This is a genomic window from Sneathiella sp. (assembly GCF_002694385.1).
In the GTDB taxonomy this organism is placed as follows: domain Bacteria; phylum Pseudomonadota; class Alphaproteobacteria; order Sneathiellales; family Sneathiellaceae; genus Sneathiella.
In genome coordinates, this window is record NZ_NZMB01000018.1 from 13,697 (window position 1) to 33,016 (window position 19,320).

Genomic DNA, 19,320 nt, shown 5'->3' on the forward strand with positions numbered 1-19,320 from the left:
GCGCAGAAATTTGATCTTTTAACTTGCCGCCGCTTCCTATATGCAACAAGGGTGTGAAATATCAGTCAATTCGGGATTGTGCGGTCATGAAAGATGAAACAAAGCTTGTTGTCGCCGGGCGGGATCCGGAGGCCAATTTCGGCATCGTGAATGTGCCGGTCTATCATGCCTCCACCGTTCTTTTTCCGACCGTGGAATCCCGCGAAGCGGCCCATGCGGCGCGCGCGGGCGGGGAACGGCTGGTGTCCTACGGCCGTCTCGGCACGCCGACCACCTGGTCACTGGAAGATGCGGTGGCGCAGCTCGAAGGCGGCTACCGGTCGCAGGTTTACCCCTCCGGCATGGCGGCCTGTGCGGGCGCCATCCTCGCCTTCGTGAAGGCGGGTGATCATGTGCTGATGACCGACAGCGTTTATGGCCCGGTGCGCGGCTTCTGCGATAAATTCCTGAAACGCTTCGGGGTGACCGTCACCTATTATGATCCGCTGATCGGCGCCGGGATCAAAGAACTGATCCGACCGGAAACCCGCGTTGTCTATGTCGAGGCGCCGGGCTCCCTCACCTTCGAAATGCAGGATATCCCGGCCATTGCCGAGGCCGCGCATGGCAAGGGCGCAAAGGTGATCATGGACAACACCTGGGCCTCCCCCCTCTTCTTTAAACCATTCGAACATGGCGTCGATGTGTCGGTTCAGGCGGGGACAAAGTATATTGTCGGCCATAGCGATGTGATGATCGGCCTGGTCACCACAACCGAGGAATGCTGGGGCGAATTTGTCCGCGACGCCAACATGCTCGGCCAGACGGCCGGTCCCGATGATGTCTATCTGGCGCAGCGCGGTATCCGCACGCTCGCGGTCCGGCTGAAACAGCATATGGAGAATGCCCTGCATATCGCCGAATGGCTGAAAGGCCGCCCGGAAGTGCATTCCGTGCTGCACCCCGGCCTGCCCGATGATCCGGGTCATGCCCTGTGGAAGCGGGATTTTCTCGGCGCATCGGGGCTGTTCTCCTTCCGCCTCAAATCCGTGCCGAAAAAGGCCATTGCCGCCTTTCTCGATGATCTGGAGCTGTTCGGCATGGGATCTTCCTGGGGTGGATATGAAAGTCTGATCCTGCCGTCCGATCCCAGCCATTACCGCACGGCGACGAAATGGGACGATGCAAATCCGCTGATCCGCATTCACGTCGGGCTTGAAGCGGTCACGGATTTGACCGATGATCTGGCCGCCGGTTTCGCGCGGATGACCGCGGCAAATCGCTAAAATTTGACGAATCGGTTACAGATTCGCCTCCAGATGCAGGACCCTTGCGATGACACGCAGCATTCTTGAGAAAATATCCTTCGATGCGAACGGCCTCGTCCCCGCCATTGCCCAGCAGCATGACACGGGGGAGGTGCTGATGATGGCCTGGATGAATGCCGACGCGGTGCAGGAGACACTGGCGGCGCGCCAGGTCTGCTACTGGTCCCGCTCCCGCGGGCGGCTGTGGCGCAAGGGGGAAAGCTCCGGTCATGTGCAGAAGCTCGTGGATTTCCGCATCGACTGCGACGGCGACACGCTGCTGCTGCTGGTCGATCAGACGGGCGTCGCCTGCCATACCGGCCGCCATAACTGTTTCTTCACCAGCGTGCGGGAGAATGGCGAAACCGAGATCATCAGCGAGGTTGAGATCGATCCCGAGGAGATATACGGAGGGAAGGGCTGATCATGAGCCTTTCGCCGCAGGAAGTTGATGTCATTCTCCTGTCGCTGAAAGTCGCGGTTTTCTGCATTGCCCTTTCCTTTCTGCCTGCCCTGCTGGTGGCCTGGCTGCTGGCCCGGCGGGAGTTCTACGGCAAGACGCTGCTCAATGTCATCGCCCATCTGCCCATTGTGCTGCCGCCGGTGGTGGTCGGCTATTTCCTGCTGGTGATGCTTGGCAATCGCGGCGTGATCGGCGGCTGGCTGCTGGAACAGTTCGGCGTCTCCCTCATCTTCAACTGGAAGGGCGTTGTCGCCGCCACGTCGGTCATGGCCTTCCCCTTCATCATGCGCGCCATCCGTCAGGCGTTTGAGGCGGTGGACAGAAATCTGGAGACGGCGGCCCTCACCCTCGGCCGTTCGCGTCCCATGGTGTTTCTCACCATTACCCTGCCGCTGATCCTGCCCGGCATTCTGGCCGGGCTAACCCTCGGCTTTGCGCGGGCGCTGGGTGAGTTCGGCGCCACCATCACCTTTGTCGCCAATATTCCGGGCGAAACCCGCACCCTGCCCGTCGCCATCTATTCGCTACTCCAGGTGCCGGGCAGCGAGGCGGCGGTGCTGCGCCTCGTCGTGATCTCCGTTCTGCTCGCCTTTGCCGCCATCGCCCTTTCGGAATGGCTGGCCCGCCGCTCCGTCCGGCGGCTGGGGTCGGCCTGATGTTGGATGTCCGCCTGCATAAAAAGCTGGAGGACTTCGCCCTCGACGCCGCATTTGCTGCAGACGCGGGCCTGACCGCCATTTTCGGCCCGTCCGGCGCGGGCAAGACGATGATCGCCAAGATGGTTGCCGGGCTTATGACGCCGGATAACGGGCATATCCGGCTGAATGACCGGGTGCTGTTCGATTCCGAGAAGCGGATTAATATTGGTGTCCAGCGCCGCCGCATCGGCTTCGTCTTTCAGGAGCACCGCCTGTTTCCCCATTACAGCGTGCGCGGCAACCTCACCTATGGCGCGGGGCGGAAGGGCGGCGCGAGCGGTAAAATCCCCTTCGACCGGGTAGTCGATATCCTCGGCATCGGGCATCTGCTGGATCGCAAGCCCCTCGCCCTCTCCGGCGGGGAGCGCCAGCGCGTCGCCATCGGCCGGGCGCTGCTCAGCACTCCCGAACTGCTGGTGATGGATGAACCGCTGTCCAGCCTTGATGACGGACGCAAGGCGGAAATCCTGCCGCTGATCGAGACGCTGAAAGACGAGTTCGGCCTCGCGACCCTCTATATCTCCCATGCCATCGAGGAAATCACCCGCCTCGCCGATACGCTGGTGCTGCTGGAAAAAGGCGCGGTAAAGGCCGTCGGCCCGGCCAGCGAGTTGCTGAACCGGCTGGACCTGCTGCCCTACACCGGCGGCGATGACGCGGGCACGCTGCTGGAGACATCTGTCGTGCAGTATGACCGCGCCCACAGCCTGCTGACGGTTGCGACGGAACAGGGTAACCACCTCTATCTCACAGGGTCGGAAAAGCCCGCAGGCGCACGCCTTCGTCTGCGCATCCGGGCGCGTGACGTCGCCATTGCCACGACGCCGCCCACATCTCTTTCCATCCTCAACCATTTCGAAGGGCGCATCGAAGACCACTGCGCCGGGGAACAGGGGATGGAGGAATTGCTGCTCGATGTCGGCTTTCCGCTGACCGCGCGCATCACCCGCCGCTCCTTCGAGACGATGGGTTTGAAAAAGGGCAGCCCGGTCTGGGCGCTGGTCAAATCGGTAACGCTGAGCCGCCATTGAGGCATCTGGCCTGTAACGGACGACGCAACCGAACGCCGCCTGACGGAACTCTCAGCGCCCGCCGGAACCGGACGCCATGGCCAGCGTGCGAATATAATCCTCGATCGCGGCGCGATTGCGCAAATAGAGTGTCTTGCCCTTTTTCGTGACCATACCTTCCTGCGCCAACTGGCCAAGCACGCGGGCCACTGTCTCGCGTGTTGTCGAGACGCGGCTCGCGATCACGCTCTGCGTCGGCATGGGGTAGATCAGCCAGCTTTTCGGCGTGACCGGGTCCGGCTCCGCCATGCGCAGCAGTTCCTGGCAGACCCGCTGCACCGCGCCGAGGGTTGACAGATCAAGGATGCGATCATCATTGACGCGGATGATCCGCACCAGCCGTTTCAGCACCGACATCATCATCTCCGGATGACGCATCAGCAGCGCCTCGAAGCTGGCCGGGTCGAGCGCCGCCAGCCGACAGCGGGAACTGGCCACCACATTGGCCGACCGCGCCCGCCCGTCAATCGCCGACAGTTCGCCGAAATACTGCCCGGCGGCGATGGTGGCGTAGGTCACCTCGCGGCCGGAAACCCCGTAATTGACGATGTTCACGCTGCCCTCAACCACGAAATACATGTCGCGGCTATCGCTGGAGCGTTCCAGGATCTGCTCTCCAGACGCAAAGCTGCGCCACACGCATTGCGCGGCCAGCGCCGTTCGTTCCTCCGTCGACAAATCCTGCAACAGCTCTATGTTATCGAGATTTTGCATATTCCCCCGAATGCCGCCCCTCACCAAATACACCTTTGCAAATCATTGTTAAGAATACACCATAACGCAAGCCCTCATAACAGAAACCCCGTCCGTCGGCGACAGGGATACGGCGTTTGCCCGCTTTTGCCGCTCATGCATCCGCATAAGTGCGGCGAAACGCCGCCATCGGAACAGATCTCGTCTCCACGGGATATATAGCAAAAAAATGTTTCAATTTCCGCGCGGCACCGTGCATGATGACAGGCGGAGGCAGGCCACAGTGCAAGATCAACAATGGACGAGGGCTTGGGGAATATGTCAGCAGGGTTGAAAATCTGTATCGTCGGCTCCGGCCCGGCGGGAATGTATGCGGCGGGCGATATCGTCAAGAAAAGTCCGGACAGCCGGATAGATATCATCGACAAGCTGGCGACGCCTTATGGCCTCGTCCGCGCCGGGGTCGCGCCCGATCACCAGACCACAAAGAATGTCACCCGCGCCTATGACAAGGTGATGGAAAACGCCAATGTGCGCTTCGTCGGTAATATCAGCCTCGGCAGTGATATCCCGCTGACCGAGCTGCGCCGCCTTTATGATGTGGTGATCATCGCTACCGGCACACCGAAGGATCGCAGCCTGAACATCCCCGGCGAAGATAAAAGCGGCGTCTTCGGCGCCCAGACCTTCGTCTACTGGTATAACGGCCATCCGGAATTTCGCGACGCCGTGCCCGATCTTGATATCGACACGGCGGTGGTCATCGGCAATGGCAATGTCGCCCTTGATGTGGCGCGCATCCTGATGCGGACGGAGGGGGAAATGCTGACCTCCGACCTTGCCGATCATGCGGCGCAGGAAATCTTTAAAAGCCCGCTGAAATGCGTGCATGTGGTCGGCCGACGCGCGCCGGAAAATGCGCAATTCTCCTCCAAGGAGCTCAGCGAATTCGCCGAACTTGTCACCGCCACCCCCTATACGGACAAAAGTATCCTGCCCGATGAATATGTCTCGGAGGACAAGAAGCAGGAGCGTGTCGTCAATACCAACCTCGATCTTCTGCGCAGCTTCGAACATATCCGCCCCGGCATTGACGGTCGCTCCATCCATCTCGATTTTCTGGCGAGCCCGGTGGAAATTCTGGGCGATGGACATATCAGCGGCGTGCGCTTTGAACGCAACCGTATGGAAGGCGGCAAAGCCGTCGGCACGGGGGAGACCTATGAAATCCCCTGCCAGCTTCTTGTCTCCTGCATCGGCTACGAAATGGGCATCCTTGAAGGGCTGCCGGTGGAAAAGGGCATTGTGAAAAATGATGAAGGGCGCGTCGCCGAAGGGCTTTATGTGGTCGGCTGGGCCAAGCGCGGACCGAGCGGCACCATCGGCACCAACCGTCTCGACAGCCAGGAGGTGGTGGACCGTCTCCTGAGTGATTTTGCAACCGGCGGCGATGCGGCCAAACCAGGCCCCGAAGGGCTTGACTCCTGGTGCCGGGCGCATGGGATCGACGTGGTGTCCTTTGACGACTGGAAGAAGATCGATGCGGCCGAGGTGGCGCGGGCCGGGGAAAAATCTCCGCGGCGGAAATTCGTCCGCACCCGGGACATGCTGTCGCTGGTAAAAGATAAAGTACAGAAACAGGAAAAAACATGCTGATTGCGCAGCTCAGCGATTGCCACATAGCAACGCCGGAGGAAGACTTCACCAAGCTCTATCAACCGGCTGATCGGCTGCGTGAGGCAATCCGCCATGTGAACACGAGCCTGAACCGGCCCGACCTTGTGTTCCTGACCGGCGATCTCATCAATTCGGGCAAGCGGGAGGAGTATGATATCCTCCGCGATCTTATCGCCGGGTTCGAGATGCCGGTCTATCTGCTGCCGGGCAATCATGATAACTGCGCCCTGCTGCGCGAGGTGTTTCCCGACCACGACTATCTGCCGCCGTCCGGCGATCTCAATTATGTGGTGGACGGCTGGCCGCTCAAGATCATCTGTCTCGACACCAATCTGCATGGCAAGCCGGAAGGTTTCCTCGGGGAGGCGCAGCTTGACTGGCTAGACCAGCAACTCGCCAGCGAGCCGACGCGGCGCGCCGTCATTTTCATGCATCACCCGCCCTTCCTCACCGGCCTCGCCAAGATGGATGGCATGGGCCTCCTCGACCGGGAGGCCTTCAACGACATTATCGCCCGCCATGACAATGTGGAGCGGGTGCTGTGCGGCCATGTGCACCGCGCCATCCAGAAACTGGCGGGCGGTACGCTGGTGCAGACCTGCCCTTCCACCTCGCACCAGATCATGCTGCATCTGGGCGAAAAGGGCGAGCTCGGCACCGTGTTCGAGCCACCGGAATATCTGCTGCATTACTGGACGGAGGAGGCGGGTTTCCTCACCCATACCGACTATGTGAAGGACTATGATATCGCCTGGACATTGAAGGACGGGGTGAAATAGCGGCGGGCGACGCCGCCCTACCCCTTCGCGGCATTCAGCCCCATCTGCCAGAAATCGGCCTCCAGCCGGGTGGCGGTGGCGAAGGTGCGGGAAAGATCAGGAAAGCGCGCCTCCGTCAGCCGTTTGGCGGCGATGCGATCGATATCCGCGGTCATATCAACGACAAGCTGCTGATACTCATTCCCTGCATACATCCCGATCCAGCTTTGGTAGGGGTTACCGGTGGTCTTCGTCTCGCGATCGGCGGCAAGGCGCGCGCCAATCTCTCCATACCCAATAGCACAAGGGCTGAGCGCGACCATCAGATCCAGCAGGTCCCCCGCCATGCCGCGCTCCAGCACAAAGCGGGTATAGGCGACGGTCTCCGGCGCTTCTTCGAGCGTCTCCAGCTCCCGCGCAGCTATCCCCCAGTCCGCGCAATAAGCTATGTGCAAATCCATCTCCATATCGAGGATGGCCTTCACCCCGGCGAGTGCGGAGCGCATTTCGGCGAGGTTGCCCGCCTTGTAAATGGCCAGCGCATAGGCCCGCGCGAACTGGATGAGGAAGAGATAATCCTGTTTCAGGTAAAACTGAAAAGCGGCTTCAGGCAGGGTTCCCTTTTGCAGGCCGACAAGAAAGTCATGGCGGGTGTAGGCGTCCCATATATCCGCATTATCCGCCTTCAGCCTGTCGAACAGCGACACTGGCATTATACCATCATATTGTTCGATCCGGCCGGCAGGGAGACGACGAGATCGTCCAGTTCCTCCGTCATTTCAATCTGGCAGCCAAGACGCGAGGTGCGCGTCAGCCCCCAGGCGAGATCGAGCATATCCTCCTCATCCTCCGTCGCTTCGGGCAGGCGTTCGAAATCCTCCTCCGAAACGATGATATGGCAGGTGGAACAGGCGAGAGACCCTTCGCAGGCGCCTTCCAGATCAATGTTATTCTGATGCGCAATTTCCAGGATTGTCATGCCAAGCGGCGCCTCGACCTGCTGTCGGCTGCCATCGGGTTTGATAAAGGTCATTTTCGGCATGAAATAGTGCGCTCCTGATCAAAAATACTCTGCTTCAGTTAAACCTTTTCGGACGCCCCTGTCCAGATGGCAGATGCGGATGATTTGCGACGGAAAAGCGCCTCCCAGCTTTTGAGGCAGCGCTCTATATCCGTCTCTGTCGTGCTCCAGCCAAGGCTGATACGCAGGGCCGCGCCCGCCAGATCCAGCGGCACACCCATGGCGGTCAGCACATGGCTCGCCTTCACCTTGCCCGATGAACAGGCGGAGCCCGCACTCACGGCGATCCCATCCAGATCGAGGCTCATCACCTGCAACTCCGACGCCACGCCCGGCATATCGATACAGCAGGTGTTGGGAAGGCGCGGCGCGCTGCTGCCATAAATCCGGCTGGTGGGAGAAATCGCCCGCAAGCGCATCTCCATCGCATCGCGCATCGCCGCCACCCGCTGATAACCATCAAGCTCCTGAAGGGCGCGCATGGCCGCGACGCCCATACCGACGATCCCCGCGACATTTTCCGTGCCCGCGCGGCGGCCCAGCTCCTGCCCGCCGCCCTTGAGAAGCGGCGGAATGGGCAGCCCGTCGCGAACGACCAGTGCCCCCACCCCTTGCGGCCCGCCAAACTTATGGGCGGAAAGAGACATCATATCCGCGCCGAGCGCTCGGAAATCAACGGCGATCTTGCCCGCCGCCTGAATGGCGTCCACATGCAGAATGCCGCCTTTTTCATGAATGATCGCGGCAATATCGGCAATCGGCTGGATCACCCCGGTTTCGTTATTGGCGAGCATGACAGAGACCAATGGCGGCGTTTCAAGGTCATCCAGCGCCGATTGCAGCGCGCCAAGATCAAGCAGGCCGTCAGCGGTGACGGGCAGCCGCATTCCCCTGTCCGCGGCGGGACCAAGAACGGAATCATGTTCGATTGTAGAAATAAGAAGTGGCCGGCCCTGAAAGGCGGCAAGGGCGAAATTATTCGCCTCAGTCCCGCCGGAGGTGAAAATGATTTCCGCCGCCTTGCAACCGGCAAGGGCCGCAATCCGGGCTCTCGCCTCCTCCACCCGGGCGCGGGCGTTGCGGCCCGCCCGATGGACGGAGGACGGATTGCCGCCTGCCGCCATCATAGCCGTCATGGCGTCGATCACCTCGGGCCGGACCGGCGCTGTCGCATTGAAATCAAGATAGACAGGATCTGTCATGCGGGCCCTGGAACCTCTTTTATCGTGCGGACTTATTGCTCCGGCTTCGTCTTGTCCGAGTGCGGAGCGGCTGGTTTTTTCGATGACGGCAGCCTGATCGGGCTGTCCGTGGCGACGCGGCGCTCATTCTCCAGCTCCTCCACCCGCATGGACAGCGACTGCACCTTGTCAAGCAATCCGTCCATCACCTTGAAGACCGGGTCGGGCAGATCGTGATTGCCAACGCCATAGGCGGCGAATCTCGCATCCGGCGTTGCCGGGCGGCTGCCATTCACCGCGCGCGCCGGAATACCCACCACGGTGGTTCCCTCCGGCACATCCTTCAGCACGACGGAATTGGCGCCGACACGGGCGCATTTGCCAACGGTGATGGGGCCGATGATCTGCGCGCCGGAGGCGATGATCACATTATCCTGCAGCGTGGGATGCCGCTTCACGCCGCGCTGCTTGTCCGAATCGATGGACGGCGCAACCCCGCCCAGCGTCACATCATGATAGAGCGTCACATTATCCCCGATTTCGGCGGTTTCCCCTATGACGACACCCATGCCATGGTCAATGAAGAACTTGCGACCGATTACCGCGCCGGGATGAATTTCGATGCCGGTGAGGAAGCGGCCAAGCTGTGAGAGAAGCCGCGCCAGCAGACGCCATTTGCGCTGCCACAGCCAGTGGGCCGCGCGGTGCAGAATGACGGCATGGAAGCCCTGATAGAGGAGAGCGACTTCAAGTCGGCTTCGTGCGGCGGGGTCCCGCTCCATCACGCAGGTAATTTCTTCGCTAATATGCTTGAACATTTACCCTTACTTTCTGTATTGTGCCGCTCTTGTAGCGGAATTCACCCGAGGTTCAAAGCGCCCATTGGACACTGATATATGTTTATCCGGGGCACCGTCAAGAAGCCGAAGCGCGGTATGCCGCCGCCCTCTGCCTTTTGCCGATGCCAAAATGAGCCTGATTTTGATGAATTTCCCCACCCGACCGACGCAGCTTAGGAACAAGAAAACAAATGCCTGACATCATTTTTAACGGACCCGAAGGACGTCTTGAAGGACGATATCACCATTCCGACGACCCCAATGCCTCGCTTGCCCTGATCCTGCACCCGCATCCGCAATATGGCGGCACGATGAACAACAAGGTGGTCTATAACCTTTTTACCACCTTCAAGAAACGCGGCTTTTCGGTGCTGCGCTTCAACTTCCGCGGCGTTGGCCGCAGCCAGGGCGACTATGACCAGGGCATCGGCGAGCTGTCGGATGCCGCCGCGGCGCTCGACTGGATGCAGACCCATAACCCCAACGCCCCCTCCGTCTGGGTCGGCGGCTTTTCCTTCGGCGCCTGGATCGCCATGCAGCTTCTGATGCGGCGGCCGGAGATCGCCGGCTTCATTTCCGTTGCGCCCCCTGCCAACATGTATGATTTTTCCTTCCTTGCGCCCTGCCCTTCATCCGGCATCATCATTCATGGTGATCATGATGTTTTGGTCCCGCGCAAGGATATCAAGAAGCTGGTCGAGAAGCTGAAAGCCCAGAAGGGCATCACTATCGATTATGATGAAATCGAAAATGCCGACCATTTCTTTGAAAACAGCCACGATCTGCTGATGAGCTCCGTCGATGCCTATCTCGACAAGCGGCTCAGTGAAGAGATGGACGTCTGATTAGCCCTGCCCGCCTGTCCCGCTGCGCCGCGGGGCGTCGGTCCTGGCGGAATACAGCACGCCGCCCGGCATCGGCTCCGGCACGCCTGTCGTCGTCGGCAGGCTGAGAGGCAACCCGAAAAAGGAGCGCACGGCAAGAAAAGCGAAGGCCTCCGCCTCCAGATCATCGCCGCGCCAGCCGACCGCCTCCACCGGGGCGACGGGGACGCCTGTTGCCGCCGCAATCTCCTGCATCAGAAAGGCATTTTTCCGCCCGCCCCCGGTCACCAGCCAGCGGACCGGCGCGGCGGGCAGATGAGGAAGTGCGCGGCGAATACTGGCCACCGTGAAGGCCAGCAGCGTTGCCGCCCCGTCCTCCAGGCCAAGGCCCTCAATCACCGCTTTTACCGGGAACTGGTCCCGATCAAGGCTCTTGGGTGGCGCAAGGTCGAAATAGGGGTGATCGAGCAGCTTGGCGAGCGCCGCCGCATTGACGGCACCGCGCGCCGCGATCCGCCCCCCGTCATCGAAGGGCGCGCCGGTATGACGCAGGACCCAGTCATCCATGAGCGCGTTCGCCGGGCCGGTATCGAAAGCCAGCACCGTCTCCCCCTGAATATAGGTGACATTGCCAACCCCGCCGAGATTGAGCACGGCCAGCGGCCCATCAAGCGATTTCGCCAGCGCCCGGTGATAAAGCGGGGCGAAGGGCGCCCCTTCCCCCCCTGCCGCGACATCCCTCTGGCGGAATTCTGCGACCGTATCAATACCAGTGAGTTCCGCCATCAGCGCACCATCGCCAATCTGCACCGTCAGGCGATTGGCGGGATCGTGGAAAATCGTCTGACCATGAAAACCGATGATATCGATATCGGCGGCAGCAACCCCATTTTCCGCCAGAAAATCATTCACGAAGCCGGCCTGCACCTTGGTGAAATCGGCAATAAGCGCGGCGGGTGCCTCCCGTCTGCCAAGGACGGCCCGCAACCGCTCCCGAAATGCGGGATCATAGGGGGCGGAGCGCACGGGCCCATGGGCCAAAATACGCTTCCCATCGGTTTCGATGATCGCCGCGTCGATCCCGTCGAGCGACGTGCCGCTCATCAGCCCGAGGGCACGGAGCGGTTTATTTTCTCCGGCTTTTTGCTTAATTGACGTCATATGCTATCCCGCACTTTTAATCTGCTGGCCAAATGTGCTAAACGATGGCGCTCCTAACCTCATTTAGAACAGAATACGTCCCATGACCGATCTTAAATCCGATTTCCTGCAAGTCTTCACCGAACGCGGCTACCTGCACCAATGTACAGATATAGACGCGCTGGATAAAGCTTTTGCTGAGGGGATCGTGACCGCCTATATCGGCTTCGACTGCACGGCGAAAAGCCTGCATGCGGGCAGTCTTATGCAGATCATGATCCTGCGCCGCCTGCAACAGGCGGGGCACAAGCCGATCGTGCTGATGGGCGGCGGGACGACGAAAGTCGGCGATCCTACGGGGCGCGACGAGAGCCGCCCGCTGATCACCGATGCGGTCATCCAGGAAAATATGGACGGCATCAAGAAGGTGTTCGAAAAATTCCTCACCTTCGGCGACGGCCCGACGGACGCGATCATGGTCAATAACGCCGACTGGCTGGATGACATCAAATACATCCAGTTCCTGCGCGACTACGGCCCGCATTTCTCGATCAACCGGATGCTCTCCTTCGACAGCGTGAAGCTCCGGCTGGAGCGCGAGGAATCCATGACCTTCCTCGAGTTTAACTACATGATCCTGCAAGCCTATGATTTTGTGGAACTGAAGAAGAAGTATAACTGCACATTGCAACTCGGCGGGTCCGATCAGTGGGGCAATATTGTCAACGGGGTGGAGCTCGGCCGCCGGACGAACGGTTTCTCGCTGTTCGGCCTGACTTCCCCGCTGCTCACCACCGCGTCGGGCGCGAAAATGGGCAAGACGGCGGGCGGCGCGGTCTGGCTCAATGAGGATATGCTGTCGGCCTATGACTACTGGCAGTTCTGGCGCAATACCGAGGATGCGGATGTCGGCAAGTTCCTGCGGCTGTTTACCGAAATTCCGATGGACGAGATTGCCCGGCTTGAAAAACTCGACGGGGCGGAGCTGAACGAGGCGAAGAAGATCCTCGCCGATGCCTGCACCGAGATGGCCCACGGCAAGGCTGCCGCCGCGGCCGCCGCCGAAACCGCCCGCCAGACCTTCGAGATGGGCCAGACGGCGGAAGGGCTGCCGACGCTGGAAATTCCGAAAGCCGAACTTGAAGCCGGCATTCCCGCCGCCACGCTGTTCCAGCGCGCCGGACTTGCCGCCTCAAACTCCGAAGCGCGCAAGCTGATCAAAGGCGGTGGCGCGAAGCTCAATGATACGAAAATCGACGATGAAAAAGCCGTTCTCAGCCTCAATGATCTGGCCGATGACGGACGCATCAAGCTGTCGGCGGGCAAGAAACGGCACTATCTGATCCAGCCGGTCTAAGGGTTCCGGCCCGGCCATTACGGCTGCGGGTTTGGCCCGCCGCCCGGCCGCGCTGTTGACGGCGGCTGGATATCCGCATCTGCGTCCCAGGGCTCAAAAAACATCCGCCGCAGAATGCCCGGCGCCAGCGCCGAGACGGCATTGACGCTGCTCTGCGGATCTTCCAGCCCGCCCGTCACCTTGTAGGAGAAGCCGAAGATCCCCTCCCCCTGACGGCCGACGAGCAGCGTGCCGAGGATAGGTATATTCCCAAGAATTGAATTCAGCGTATAGGACGGAATAACGGTGCCGAAGGCGTCAATCTTGTCAGCCGGCTGATCGACGCTGCCGGTAAAGGTGATCCCGATGGAACCGACGGCGCGGAAATCCTTGGTCGTGAAGACGCCATTTTCATAAGTGAACGGCCCTTCCACCTTGGCAAAAGTGATGCCGTCCCCCTGCAGCAGCTCAACGATCCCGGTGAGGGAGCCGAGCGTGAGAATTTTACCGAGCGTTGGCGCATTGACCAGCCGCACATTGTCAATATTGATGGTTCCCCTGGCCGGGCGGCTCTCTTGTGTATCATCGATATCGGCGGTAACAGTGAGCGCCCCGTCGCGCAGGTCATCATAAAGATCGAGCCCGCGAAACAGCGATCCCGCATCGTCGGAGACAAAGCTGAGCCGCCGTCCTTTCCCGCCGGGTTTAATGGAAAAATTGAAGGATTTCTGCCCCGCGAACTGCGCCTTGGCCGTTCCATCCCGGATCAGCATCCCTTCCATATCCATGCGGGCGGTGACATTTTCAAGCGTCACCCCCTCATCCATCAGCGCCCGCGCGACTTCGATATCCAGATCGACCGCCGGTTTCGGGCTGGTTGCCTCGGTCGCCGCGCTGTCATCAGTGCCATCCGGCTGCAGATTATGGTTCGCCTTGATGAAGGGGGTCAGATCAAACTGCTCCCCGCGCAGGACAAGGATGATGTCATCCTTCTTCACCTGGGTGAAATCAACGCTCATATCATTACGGCCATAGCGCAGCTCCGGCACCGTGAGGCGTGACAGCAAGCCGTCTTTCAGCGTCGCCGTTCCGACCGCCGAAAGATCCCCCGCCTGAACGGAGATATTCGACAGCGTAGTCACCGCATCGGCGGTTTCGCGGATATCCGCCGTCATCCGCCCCGCCTCGCCCGCGTCCTTTTGCCAGTGCAGATCCGCCACCTGCATCGCCGTCTCGGTCAAATCGAGAGCGACGCGACCGCTGGCGCTGCCGTCAGGCACGGTTTCCAGCACCACATCCGCCGTCATATTGCCCGTCAGATAGGGGCTGTCCATACCGAGCGCCGCCCGCGCCGCATCACCGATCCGGGAATGCAGCTCATAGTGGCGGTGCCCTTCCTTCGCCCCGCTGAACCAGCTTTCCGCCCTGATATCCGCCGGAACGCCATTGAGCAGGCCCGTTCCGGCCACCTGCACACCTTTCGGATCCACAGTGACCCGCATATCGCCGCCCGTCAGGTCAATATCTTCCGCAACGGCCGGAATGGTGGCATTCGTGAAGTCTCCCTCCGCGTCATAGATGACTTTTTCCAGCGTCAGATCAAAACGCAGGGGGAATTTGAATCCCGCCTCCACCGTGCCCGTCCCGGTCATGGCGGCAGGTTGAATGCCATAGGGGGAGGCAAGGCCGAGAGGTTCCAGATCAAGAAAGGTGAAGATATCCCGGCTCGACCCCTTTACGCGGATGCGGATATCGGCCAGCTGATCATATTTGTCGAAATCGGAGATCACCACCTTCTCGGAGGTGACATCGAGATCGCCAAGCTTGCCCGTAAGACCGGTGATGGTGATGCCCCGCTCGGTCAGCACCGCGCGCCCGTCGATGTCCGTTACCTTCGGCAGCGGCGCGTAATAATCGGCGCTTGTCCCGCGCAATTCAAAACCGAGATCGACAGCGCCGACGGGAATCTCGTCACTTCCCAATGCGCCGGGCGGCAGGTTGATGGTGAATTCCCCGGTCGGTACCGTGCCGCCACGGATATTTTCCGTCACCCAGTCATAGCCGTTACTGGCCATGGAATAGGGCCAGAAGCGGCCGAGATCATTGACGGCAAGGTCCTTCAGATGGCCGTTCAGCGCTAGGCCGGGTCCCTCTTCCGCCAGATCGATGCGCCCGGCCATTTCCACTGTCGCGCCCAGCGCCTCAGCCACGACGCGATGCAGCGTCACGGCACTGAAATCGCCGGTCACCTCCCCCGTCGCCGTCAGGCTGTCGATGGGCAGCGGCTCGCGATAAAGATCCGGCCAGTCGGCGAGGCCCGCCCCTGTCGAAACATCGAAGCCAAGGCGATCAAGTTTAAACTCCGCATCTAGTTCCGTCGTCACATGGCCCGAAACGGTAAGGCCGAGACCCTTGAGGCGTTCCAATTCCGGGGCCTGCTCCCCTACCAGCGGCAGGGGGAGATCGGCGAACTGTCCGTTCAATGAGGTAGCCTTGCGGTCACGGTCATAATCGCCGAACAGAACAAGGCTGACATTCTCCTGCCCGACTTTCAGCGTTCCGCTGGCCTGCCCGCCAAGGCCATTGTCTTTTCGCCAAAGAAACAGATCCGCACCCGTCATGCGCCAGAAGCTGCCGAGGATTTCATCCTCGATAAACAGCGCGGAATCGTAGATTTCCAGTCGGGTCAGATAACCGGTGATACTGTCCGGCTCCGGCGCGTGACTAAGCTCGGCCAGGATGGCGAGATATCCGTCGCGCACCGCTTCCGCATCCGCATTTTCCGCCGCCTCCCCTGCATCTTCCGCCCCCTCTGGCGCGGCACCGGCGGGCAACAGCCGGTTTTCATACCCCAACTCCACATGACCGTCAGCGGCGCGGGTCAGGCGGAGGCGCAGACCTGTAAATTCAAGCTCCGCCGGGGCGATCCGCCCGCGCAGCATCGCCGCTCCGCTGAACACCAGATTAACATCGGGGATCGAGGCGACGCGATTGTTGTTTTCCCGGATATCGAGATCATCAATGGCGACCATCAGATTCTTGTCGCGGCCGTTCCATTCCAGTTCCAGATTGCGAAAATCGACATTCAGATCGGGATACTGGCTGTTGACGAGCTGAACCACATAGGGTTCCAGAAAGGATAGCGAAACCGGCCCGCGCGCCAGCGCCGCCGCCAACACAAGCCCCGCAAGAAACAACAGGACAACGGCCCCCATAAGAATGCGGAAGACAAGCCCGGAGGTTGCTCTGATCACTCTAACCAATTGAAATATTCGCTTTTAACTAAGTCTTGTATTAAGTAACTGTGTCCCGATAATTGGGATTTCAATGTAAACCATGCAACCCGGATAAGGAATGCAGGATATTACCGACGATAAAATTAATTCCCTCTCCGATTTTGCCGCCGCCTTCCCATCCGCCGCTGATCCGGACCTGCTCGACATCGGTCTTGAAGGATGGCGGGAAGCGACAGAGGGGGACCCCGCGCTCAAGGCTTTCGCTGATCGTCTTGAGGCATCCGATGTAGGGCTCCGCCCTCTCGCCGGGGTTTTCGGCAACAGCCCCTATCTTTCCCTCTGCCTGAATGCGGAACCGCACCTCCTCCGTCATCTGCTGGAAGAGGGGGCCGGTGCGGCGCTGCGCTGGATCTATCGGGAGCTGGACGACGCGACGCCGCTCCCGGCGGAGAAAGAGGCTGTCATGGCGGCGCTCCGCATCGCCAAGCGGCGCATTGCGTTGCTGACCGCACTTTGCGATATGGGGCAGCACTGGCCGTTGATGCAGATTACCGCCGTGCTGTCGGATTTTGCCGGAACGGCGGTGGAGATTTGCTGCCGCCATCTGCTGCACACCGCCGCCGAAAAGGGGGAGATTACCCTGCCCCACCCCGAAGACCCGACCCGCGACAGCGGCCTCATCGTTATCGGCATGGGCAAACTCGGCGCGAAGGAACTCAACTATTCCTCCGACATTGACCTGATCATCCTGTTTGACGGGGAAAAAGTCGAGTATACCGGGCGGCGCAGCATGGGGGATTTCTTCGTCCGTCTCGCCCGCAATCTGGTCGCCATGATGCAGGAGCGCACGCGCGACGGCTATGTCTTCCGCACCGATTTGCGCCTCCGGCCCGATCCCGGCGCAACCCCAATCGCACTCTCCGTGGCGGCGGCCCATGTCTATTACGAAAGCCAGGGTCAGAACTGGGAACGTGCGGCCATGATCAAGGCCCGTCCCATCGCCGGAGACATGGCTGCGGGAGAGGATTTCACCACTTTCCTGACCCCCTTTATCTGGCGCAAATCCATGGATTTCGCCGCCATCGAAGATATTCAGGCAATCAAGTCGCAAATCCATACGCACAAGGGGTTCGCGAAAATCTCATTGGAGGGGCACAATATCAAGATCGGCCGCGGCGGCATCCGGGAGGTGGAATTTTTCTGCCAGACCCAGCAGTTGATCGAAGGAGGGCGTAATCCAAACTTGCGTGAGCCCACCACCCTTGGAACCCTCAGCGAACTGTGCGAGGCGGGCAAGATTTCAGCAACCGTCGAAAAGGAACTGGCCGATGCCTACGTCTATCTGAGGGCGCTGGAGCATCGCCTGCAAATGCTGCATGACGAGCAGACCCAGCTCCTGCCCGAAGATAAGGAGGGGTTCCGCCATCTTGGCATCTTTTTCGGCTATGACGATACGGACGCGTTTCGCGCCAGCCTGCGGCAGCGGCTGGAATGCGTGCAGGGGCATTACGATGCCCTCTTCCGCTTTGAGGGAACCCCTGATCGCAAGGCGGGCCGCCTTGTCTTCACCGGCGCGGAGGATGATCCGGAAACGCTGAAGTCGATCACCGAACTCGGGTTTGAGGATGCGGCGGCCGTCTCGCAAAAGGTGCGGGAATGGCATCACGGACGCTACCGCTGTACCCGGACCGTGCGGGCGCAACAGATCCTGACCGCCCTGATGCCGCAGATACTGGAGGCACTCGGCGGCACCGCCAATCCCGACAGCGCCTTCACCCGCTTCGATGTGTTCCTTCAGAAACTCCCCGCCGGGGTGCAGCTTTTCTCGCTGTTCAAGGCGCATCCGAGCCTGCTTACCCTGCTGGCGAAGATCATGGGCACCGCGCCGGACCTGGCCGAACGGCTGGCGCAAAATCCGATGCTGCTGGATGGCGTGCTGGATGCGGATTTTCTCGCCGCCCTGCCCCCCGCCGATGAATTGCGGGAGGATCTTGACCTGATCCTCGGCACCGCGCGGGATTTTCAGGATATCCTCGATTACACCCGTCGCTGGGCCAATGACCGCAAATTCCGCCTCGGGGTGCATATCCTCAACAATATCGACCATGGCAGCAGCCAAGGCGCCACCGTCGCCGCCGGGCCCGGCTTTTCCGATGTGGCGGAGGTGGTGCTGCAAAGCCTGTTCCCGCGCGTGCGGGCGGAGCTGGAAAAGACCCATGGCAAGGTGCCGGGGGCGGAGTTCGCCATCATCGCCCTTGGCAAGCTCGGCAGCCGCCAGATGACGCCGGCCTCCGATGCCGATCTGATGTTTACCTTTACAACGCCGGAGCCGGATATGACCACGGACGGCGCGAAGCCGATCGCGGCCGGGCTGTTCTTCACCCGCCTTTGCCAGCGCGTCATCAATGCCTTGAGCGTGCATACCGGGGAGGGCCAGCTTTACGAGGTGGACATGCGCCTGCGCCCGCATGGCAAGTCCGGACCCATCGCCCTGCCGCTGGACAGCATCCGCAGATATTATCAGGAGGAGGCCTGGACATGGGAGCATCTTGCCCTCACCCGCGCCCGCGTCGTTGCCGGGGATGCCGCGCTGATGAAGCAGACAGCAGACGCCCTTCGCGAGATTAACGAGACCCCGCGCGATGACAAGAAAATCCGCACCGATACGCTGGACATGCGCCGCCGGGTGCTGAAAGAGCATGGCTCCGACAATCCCTTCGTCATCAAGCATGCCATCGGCGGCCTGATGGATCTGGAATTCCTCTGCCAGTATCTGCGGCTGAAACACGGGCCAGCGCATCCCGCCATCCTCCTGCCCAATTCCATGGACAGCCTGCTGGTGATGAAAGAGGAAGGTATCCTGCCTGCGGAGGAGGCCGACCGCATCTGTGATATTCTCGCCCTCTACCTCAATATCAGCGGTTTGCAGCAACTCAGCCTCGGCAGCGCCCGCATTGACGAAACCATCCCCCCGGCCCTGCAGGATGCTCTCGCCGCCGCGGGAAAGGTTGAAAATTTTGCCGCGCTTGCTAAAAAACTAAAGGATGCGCAGGGCGATATCGACACCCTGCTGAAAAAACACCTCGGCGCTGACTGAC

At 60.6% G+C, this 19,320-nt stretch carries 16 protein-coding genes; 9 read left to right on the forward strand and 7 right to left on the reverse strand.

Going from position 1 to position 19,320, the window contains the following annotated elements:
- Positions 1-86: 86 nt before the first annotated feature.
- The 4 genes from metC to modC are packed head-to-tail and all read left to right on the forward strand — an operon-like array spanning position 87 to position 3,478.
- Positions 87-1,265, forward strand: coding sequence for a cystathionine beta-lyase (gene metC / locus CMN55_RS12095; protein WP_293950066.1), 1,179 nt, complete (start codon positions 87-89; stop codon positions 1,263-1,265).
- A 49-nt stretch (positions 1,266-1,314) separates the two neighbouring features.
- On the forward strand, positions 1,315-1,710 hold the full coding sequence (gene hisI, locus CMN55_RS12100) for a phosphoribosyl-AMP cyclohydrolase (RefSeq protein WP_293950067.1): 396 nt from the start codon (positions 1,315-1,317) through the stop codon (positions 1,708-1,710).
- Between the two features lie 2 nt (positions 1,711-1,712).
- Positions 1,713-2,405, forward strand: coding sequence for a molybdate ABC transporter permease subunit (gene modB, locus CMN55_RS12105; RefSeq protein ID WP_293950068.1), 693 nt, complete (start codon positions 1,713-1,715; stop codon positions 2,403-2,405).
- Entirely contained in the window at positions 2,405-3,478 is a 1,074-nt protein-coding gene (gene modC / locus CMN55_RS12110) for a molybdenum ABC transporter ATP-binding protein (RefSeq protein ID WP_293950069.1), read from the forward strand. The genes modB and modC overlap by 1 nt, the downstream gene beginning before the upstream one ends.
- 51 nt (positions 3,479-3,529) lie before the next feature.
- On the opposite strand, the gene CMN55_RS12115 is transcribed toward modC, so the two are convergent.
- Positions 3,530-4,231, reverse strand: a complete 702-nt coding sequence (locus CMN55_RS12115; protein WP_293950070.1) for a Crp/Fnr family transcriptional regulator — start codon at positions 4,229-4,231, stop codon at positions 3,530-3,532.
- Positions 4,232-4,507: 276 nt separating this feature from the next.
- On the opposite strand from CMN55_RS12115, the gene CMN55_RS12120 reads away from it, so the two are divergent.
- Both CMN55_RS12120 and CMN55_RS12125 read left to right on the forward strand, forming a co-directional pair.
- Entirely contained in the window at positions 4,508-5,866 is a 1,359-nt protein-coding gene (locus CMN55_RS12120) for an FAD-dependent oxidoreductase (RefSeq protein ID WP_293950071.1), read from the forward strand.
- Entirely contained in the window at positions 5,860-6,666 is an 807-nt protein-coding gene (locus tag CMN55_RS12125; RefSeq protein WP_293950072.1) for a phosphodiesterase, read from the forward strand. The genes CMN55_RS12120 and CMN55_RS12125 overlap by 7 nt, the downstream gene beginning before the upstream one ends.
- 17 nt (positions 6,667-6,683) lie before the next feature.
- On the opposite strand, the gene tenA is transcribed toward CMN55_RS12125, so the two are convergent.
- From tenA to epsC, 4 genes are read right to left on the reverse strand one after another with little or no spacing between them, the layout of a single operon-like run.
- On the reverse strand, positions 6,684-7,358 hold the full coding sequence (gene tenA, locus CMN55_RS12130) for a thiaminase II (protein WP_293950073.1): 675 nt from the start codon (positions 7,356-7,358) through the stop codon (positions 6,684-6,686).
- Positions 7,358-7,687: a ferredoxin family 2Fe-2S iron-sulfur cluster binding protein gene (locus CMN55_RS12135; protein WP_293950074.1), complete on the reverse strand. Its 330-nt coding sequence runs from the start codon at positions 7,685-7,687 to the stop codon at positions 7,358-7,360. Before CMN55_RS12135 ends, tenA begins: the two co-directional genes overlap by 1 nt.
- A 38-nt stretch (positions 7,688-7,725) precedes the next feature.
- On the reverse strand, positions 7,726-8,868 hold the full coding sequence (locus CMN55_RS12140) for a cysteine desulfurase family protein (RefSeq protein ID WP_293950075.1): 1,143 nt from the start codon (positions 8,866-8,868) through the stop codon (positions 7,726-7,728).
- A gap of 32 nt (positions 8,869-8,900) precedes the next feature.
- Positions 8,901-9,665, reverse strand: a complete 765-nt coding sequence (gene epsC, locus CMN55_RS12145) for a serine O-acetyltransferase EpsC (protein ID WP_293950076.1) — start codon at positions 9,663-9,665, stop codon at positions 8,901-8,903.
- Positions 9,666-9,877: 212 nt separating this feature from the next.
- On the opposite strand from epsC, the gene CMN55_RS12150 reads away from it, so the two are divergent.
- A complete protein-coding gene (locus CMN55_RS12150) occupies positions 9,878-10,531 on the forward strand; it encodes an alpha/beta hydrolase (RefSeq protein WP_293950077.1) in 654 nt (217 codons plus the stop codon).
- Here the strand turns inward: CMN55_RS12150 and CMN55_RS12155 are convergent, their stop codons facing one another.
- Positions 10,532-11,671, reverse strand: coding sequence for an anhydro-N-acetylmuramic acid kinase (locus CMN55_RS12155; RefSeq protein ID WP_293950078.1), 1,140 nt, complete (start codon positions 11,669-11,671; stop codon positions 10,532-10,534).
- 82 nt (positions 11,672-11,753) lie between these two features.
- Here CMN55_RS12155 and tyrS point away from each other — a divergent pair, with 82 nt between their 5' ends.
- A complete protein-coding gene (tyrS, locus tag CMN55_RS12160) occupies positions 11,754-13,007 on the forward strand; it encodes a tyrosine--tRNA ligase (protein ID WP_293950079.1) in 1,254 nt (417 codons plus the stop codon).
- Positions 13,008-13,024: 17 nt separating this feature from the next.
- Here the strand turns inward: tyrS and CMN55_RS12165 are convergent, their stop codons facing one another.
- On the reverse strand, positions 13,025-16,240 hold the full coding sequence (locus tag CMN55_RS12165; RefSeq protein ID WP_293950080.1) for a YhdP family protein: 3,216 nt from the start codon (positions 16,238-16,240) through the stop codon (positions 13,025-13,027).
- 100 nt (positions 16,241-16,340) lie between these two features.
- On the opposite strand from CMN55_RS12165, the gene CMN55_RS12170 reads away from it, so the two are divergent.
- Positions 16,341-19,319, forward strand: a complete 2,979-nt coding sequence (locus tag CMN55_RS12170; protein WP_293950081.1) for a bifunctional [glutamine synthetase] adenylyltransferase/[glutamine synthetase]-adenylyl-L-tyrosine phosphorylase — start codon at positions 16,341-16,343, stop codon at positions 19,317-19,319.
- Position 19,320 lies beyond the last annotated feature (1 nt).

Bases quoted from the DNA above. Each gene is read 5' to 3' on its own strand.
- tyrS (WP_293950079.1), top strand. From the start codon at position 11,754: ATGACCGATCTTAAATCCGATTTCCTGCAAGTCTTCACCGAACGCGGC.
- tenA (WP_293950073.1), bottom strand. From the start codon at position 7,358: ATGCCAGTGTCGCTGTTCGACAGGCTGAAGGCGGATAATGCGGATATA.
- hisI (WP_293950067.1), top strand. From the start codon at position 1,315: ATGACACGCAGCATTCTTGAGAAAATATCCTTCGATGCGAACGGCCTC.
- CMN55_RS12115 (WP_293950070.1), bottom strand. From the start codon at position 4,231: ATGCAAAATCTCGATAACATAGAGCTGTTGCAGGATTTGTCGACGGAG.
- epsC (WP_293950076.1), bottom strand. From the start codon at position 9,665: ATGTTCAAGCATATTAGCGAAGAAATTACCTGCGTGATGGAGCGGGAC.
- CMN55_RS12170 (WP_293950081.1), top strand. From the start codon at position 16,341: ATGCAGGATATTACCGACGATAAAATTAATTCCCTCTCCGATTTTGCC.
- CMN55_RS12150 (WP_293950077.1), top strand. From the start codon at position 9,878: ATGCCTGACATCATTTTTAACGGACCCGAAGGACGTCTTGAAGGACGA.
- metC (WP_293950066.1), top strand. From the start codon at position 87: ATGAAAGATGAAACAAAGCTTGTTGTCGCCGGGCGGGATCCGGAGGCC.
- modB (WP_293950068.1), top strand. From the start codon at position 1,713: ATGAGCCTTTCGCCGCAGGAAGTTGATGTCATTCTCCTGTCGCTGAAA.
- CMN55_RS12135 (WP_293950074.1), bottom strand. From the start codon at position 7,687: ATGCCGAAAATGACCTTTATCAAACCCGATGGCAGCCGACAGCAGGTC.
- CMN55_RS12140 (WP_293950075.1), bottom strand. From the start codon at position 8,868: ATGACAGATCCTGTCTATCTTGATTTCAATGCGACAGCGCCGGTCCGG.
- CMN55_RS12120 (WP_293950071.1), top strand. From the start codon at position 4,508: ATGGACGAGGGCTTGGGGAATATGTCAGCAGGGTTGAAAATCTGTATC.
- modC (WP_293950069.1), top strand. From the start codon at position 2,405: ATGTTGGATGTCCGCCTGCATAAAAAGCTGGAGGACTTCGCCCTCGAC.
- CMN55_RS12155 (WP_293950078.1), bottom strand. From the start codon at position 11,671: ATGACGTCAATTAAGCAAAAAGCCGGAGAAAATAAACCGCTCCGTGCC.
- CMN55_RS12125 (WP_293950072.1), top strand. From the start codon at position 5,860: ATGCTGATTGCGCAGCTCAGCGATTGCCACATAGCAACGCCGGAGGAA.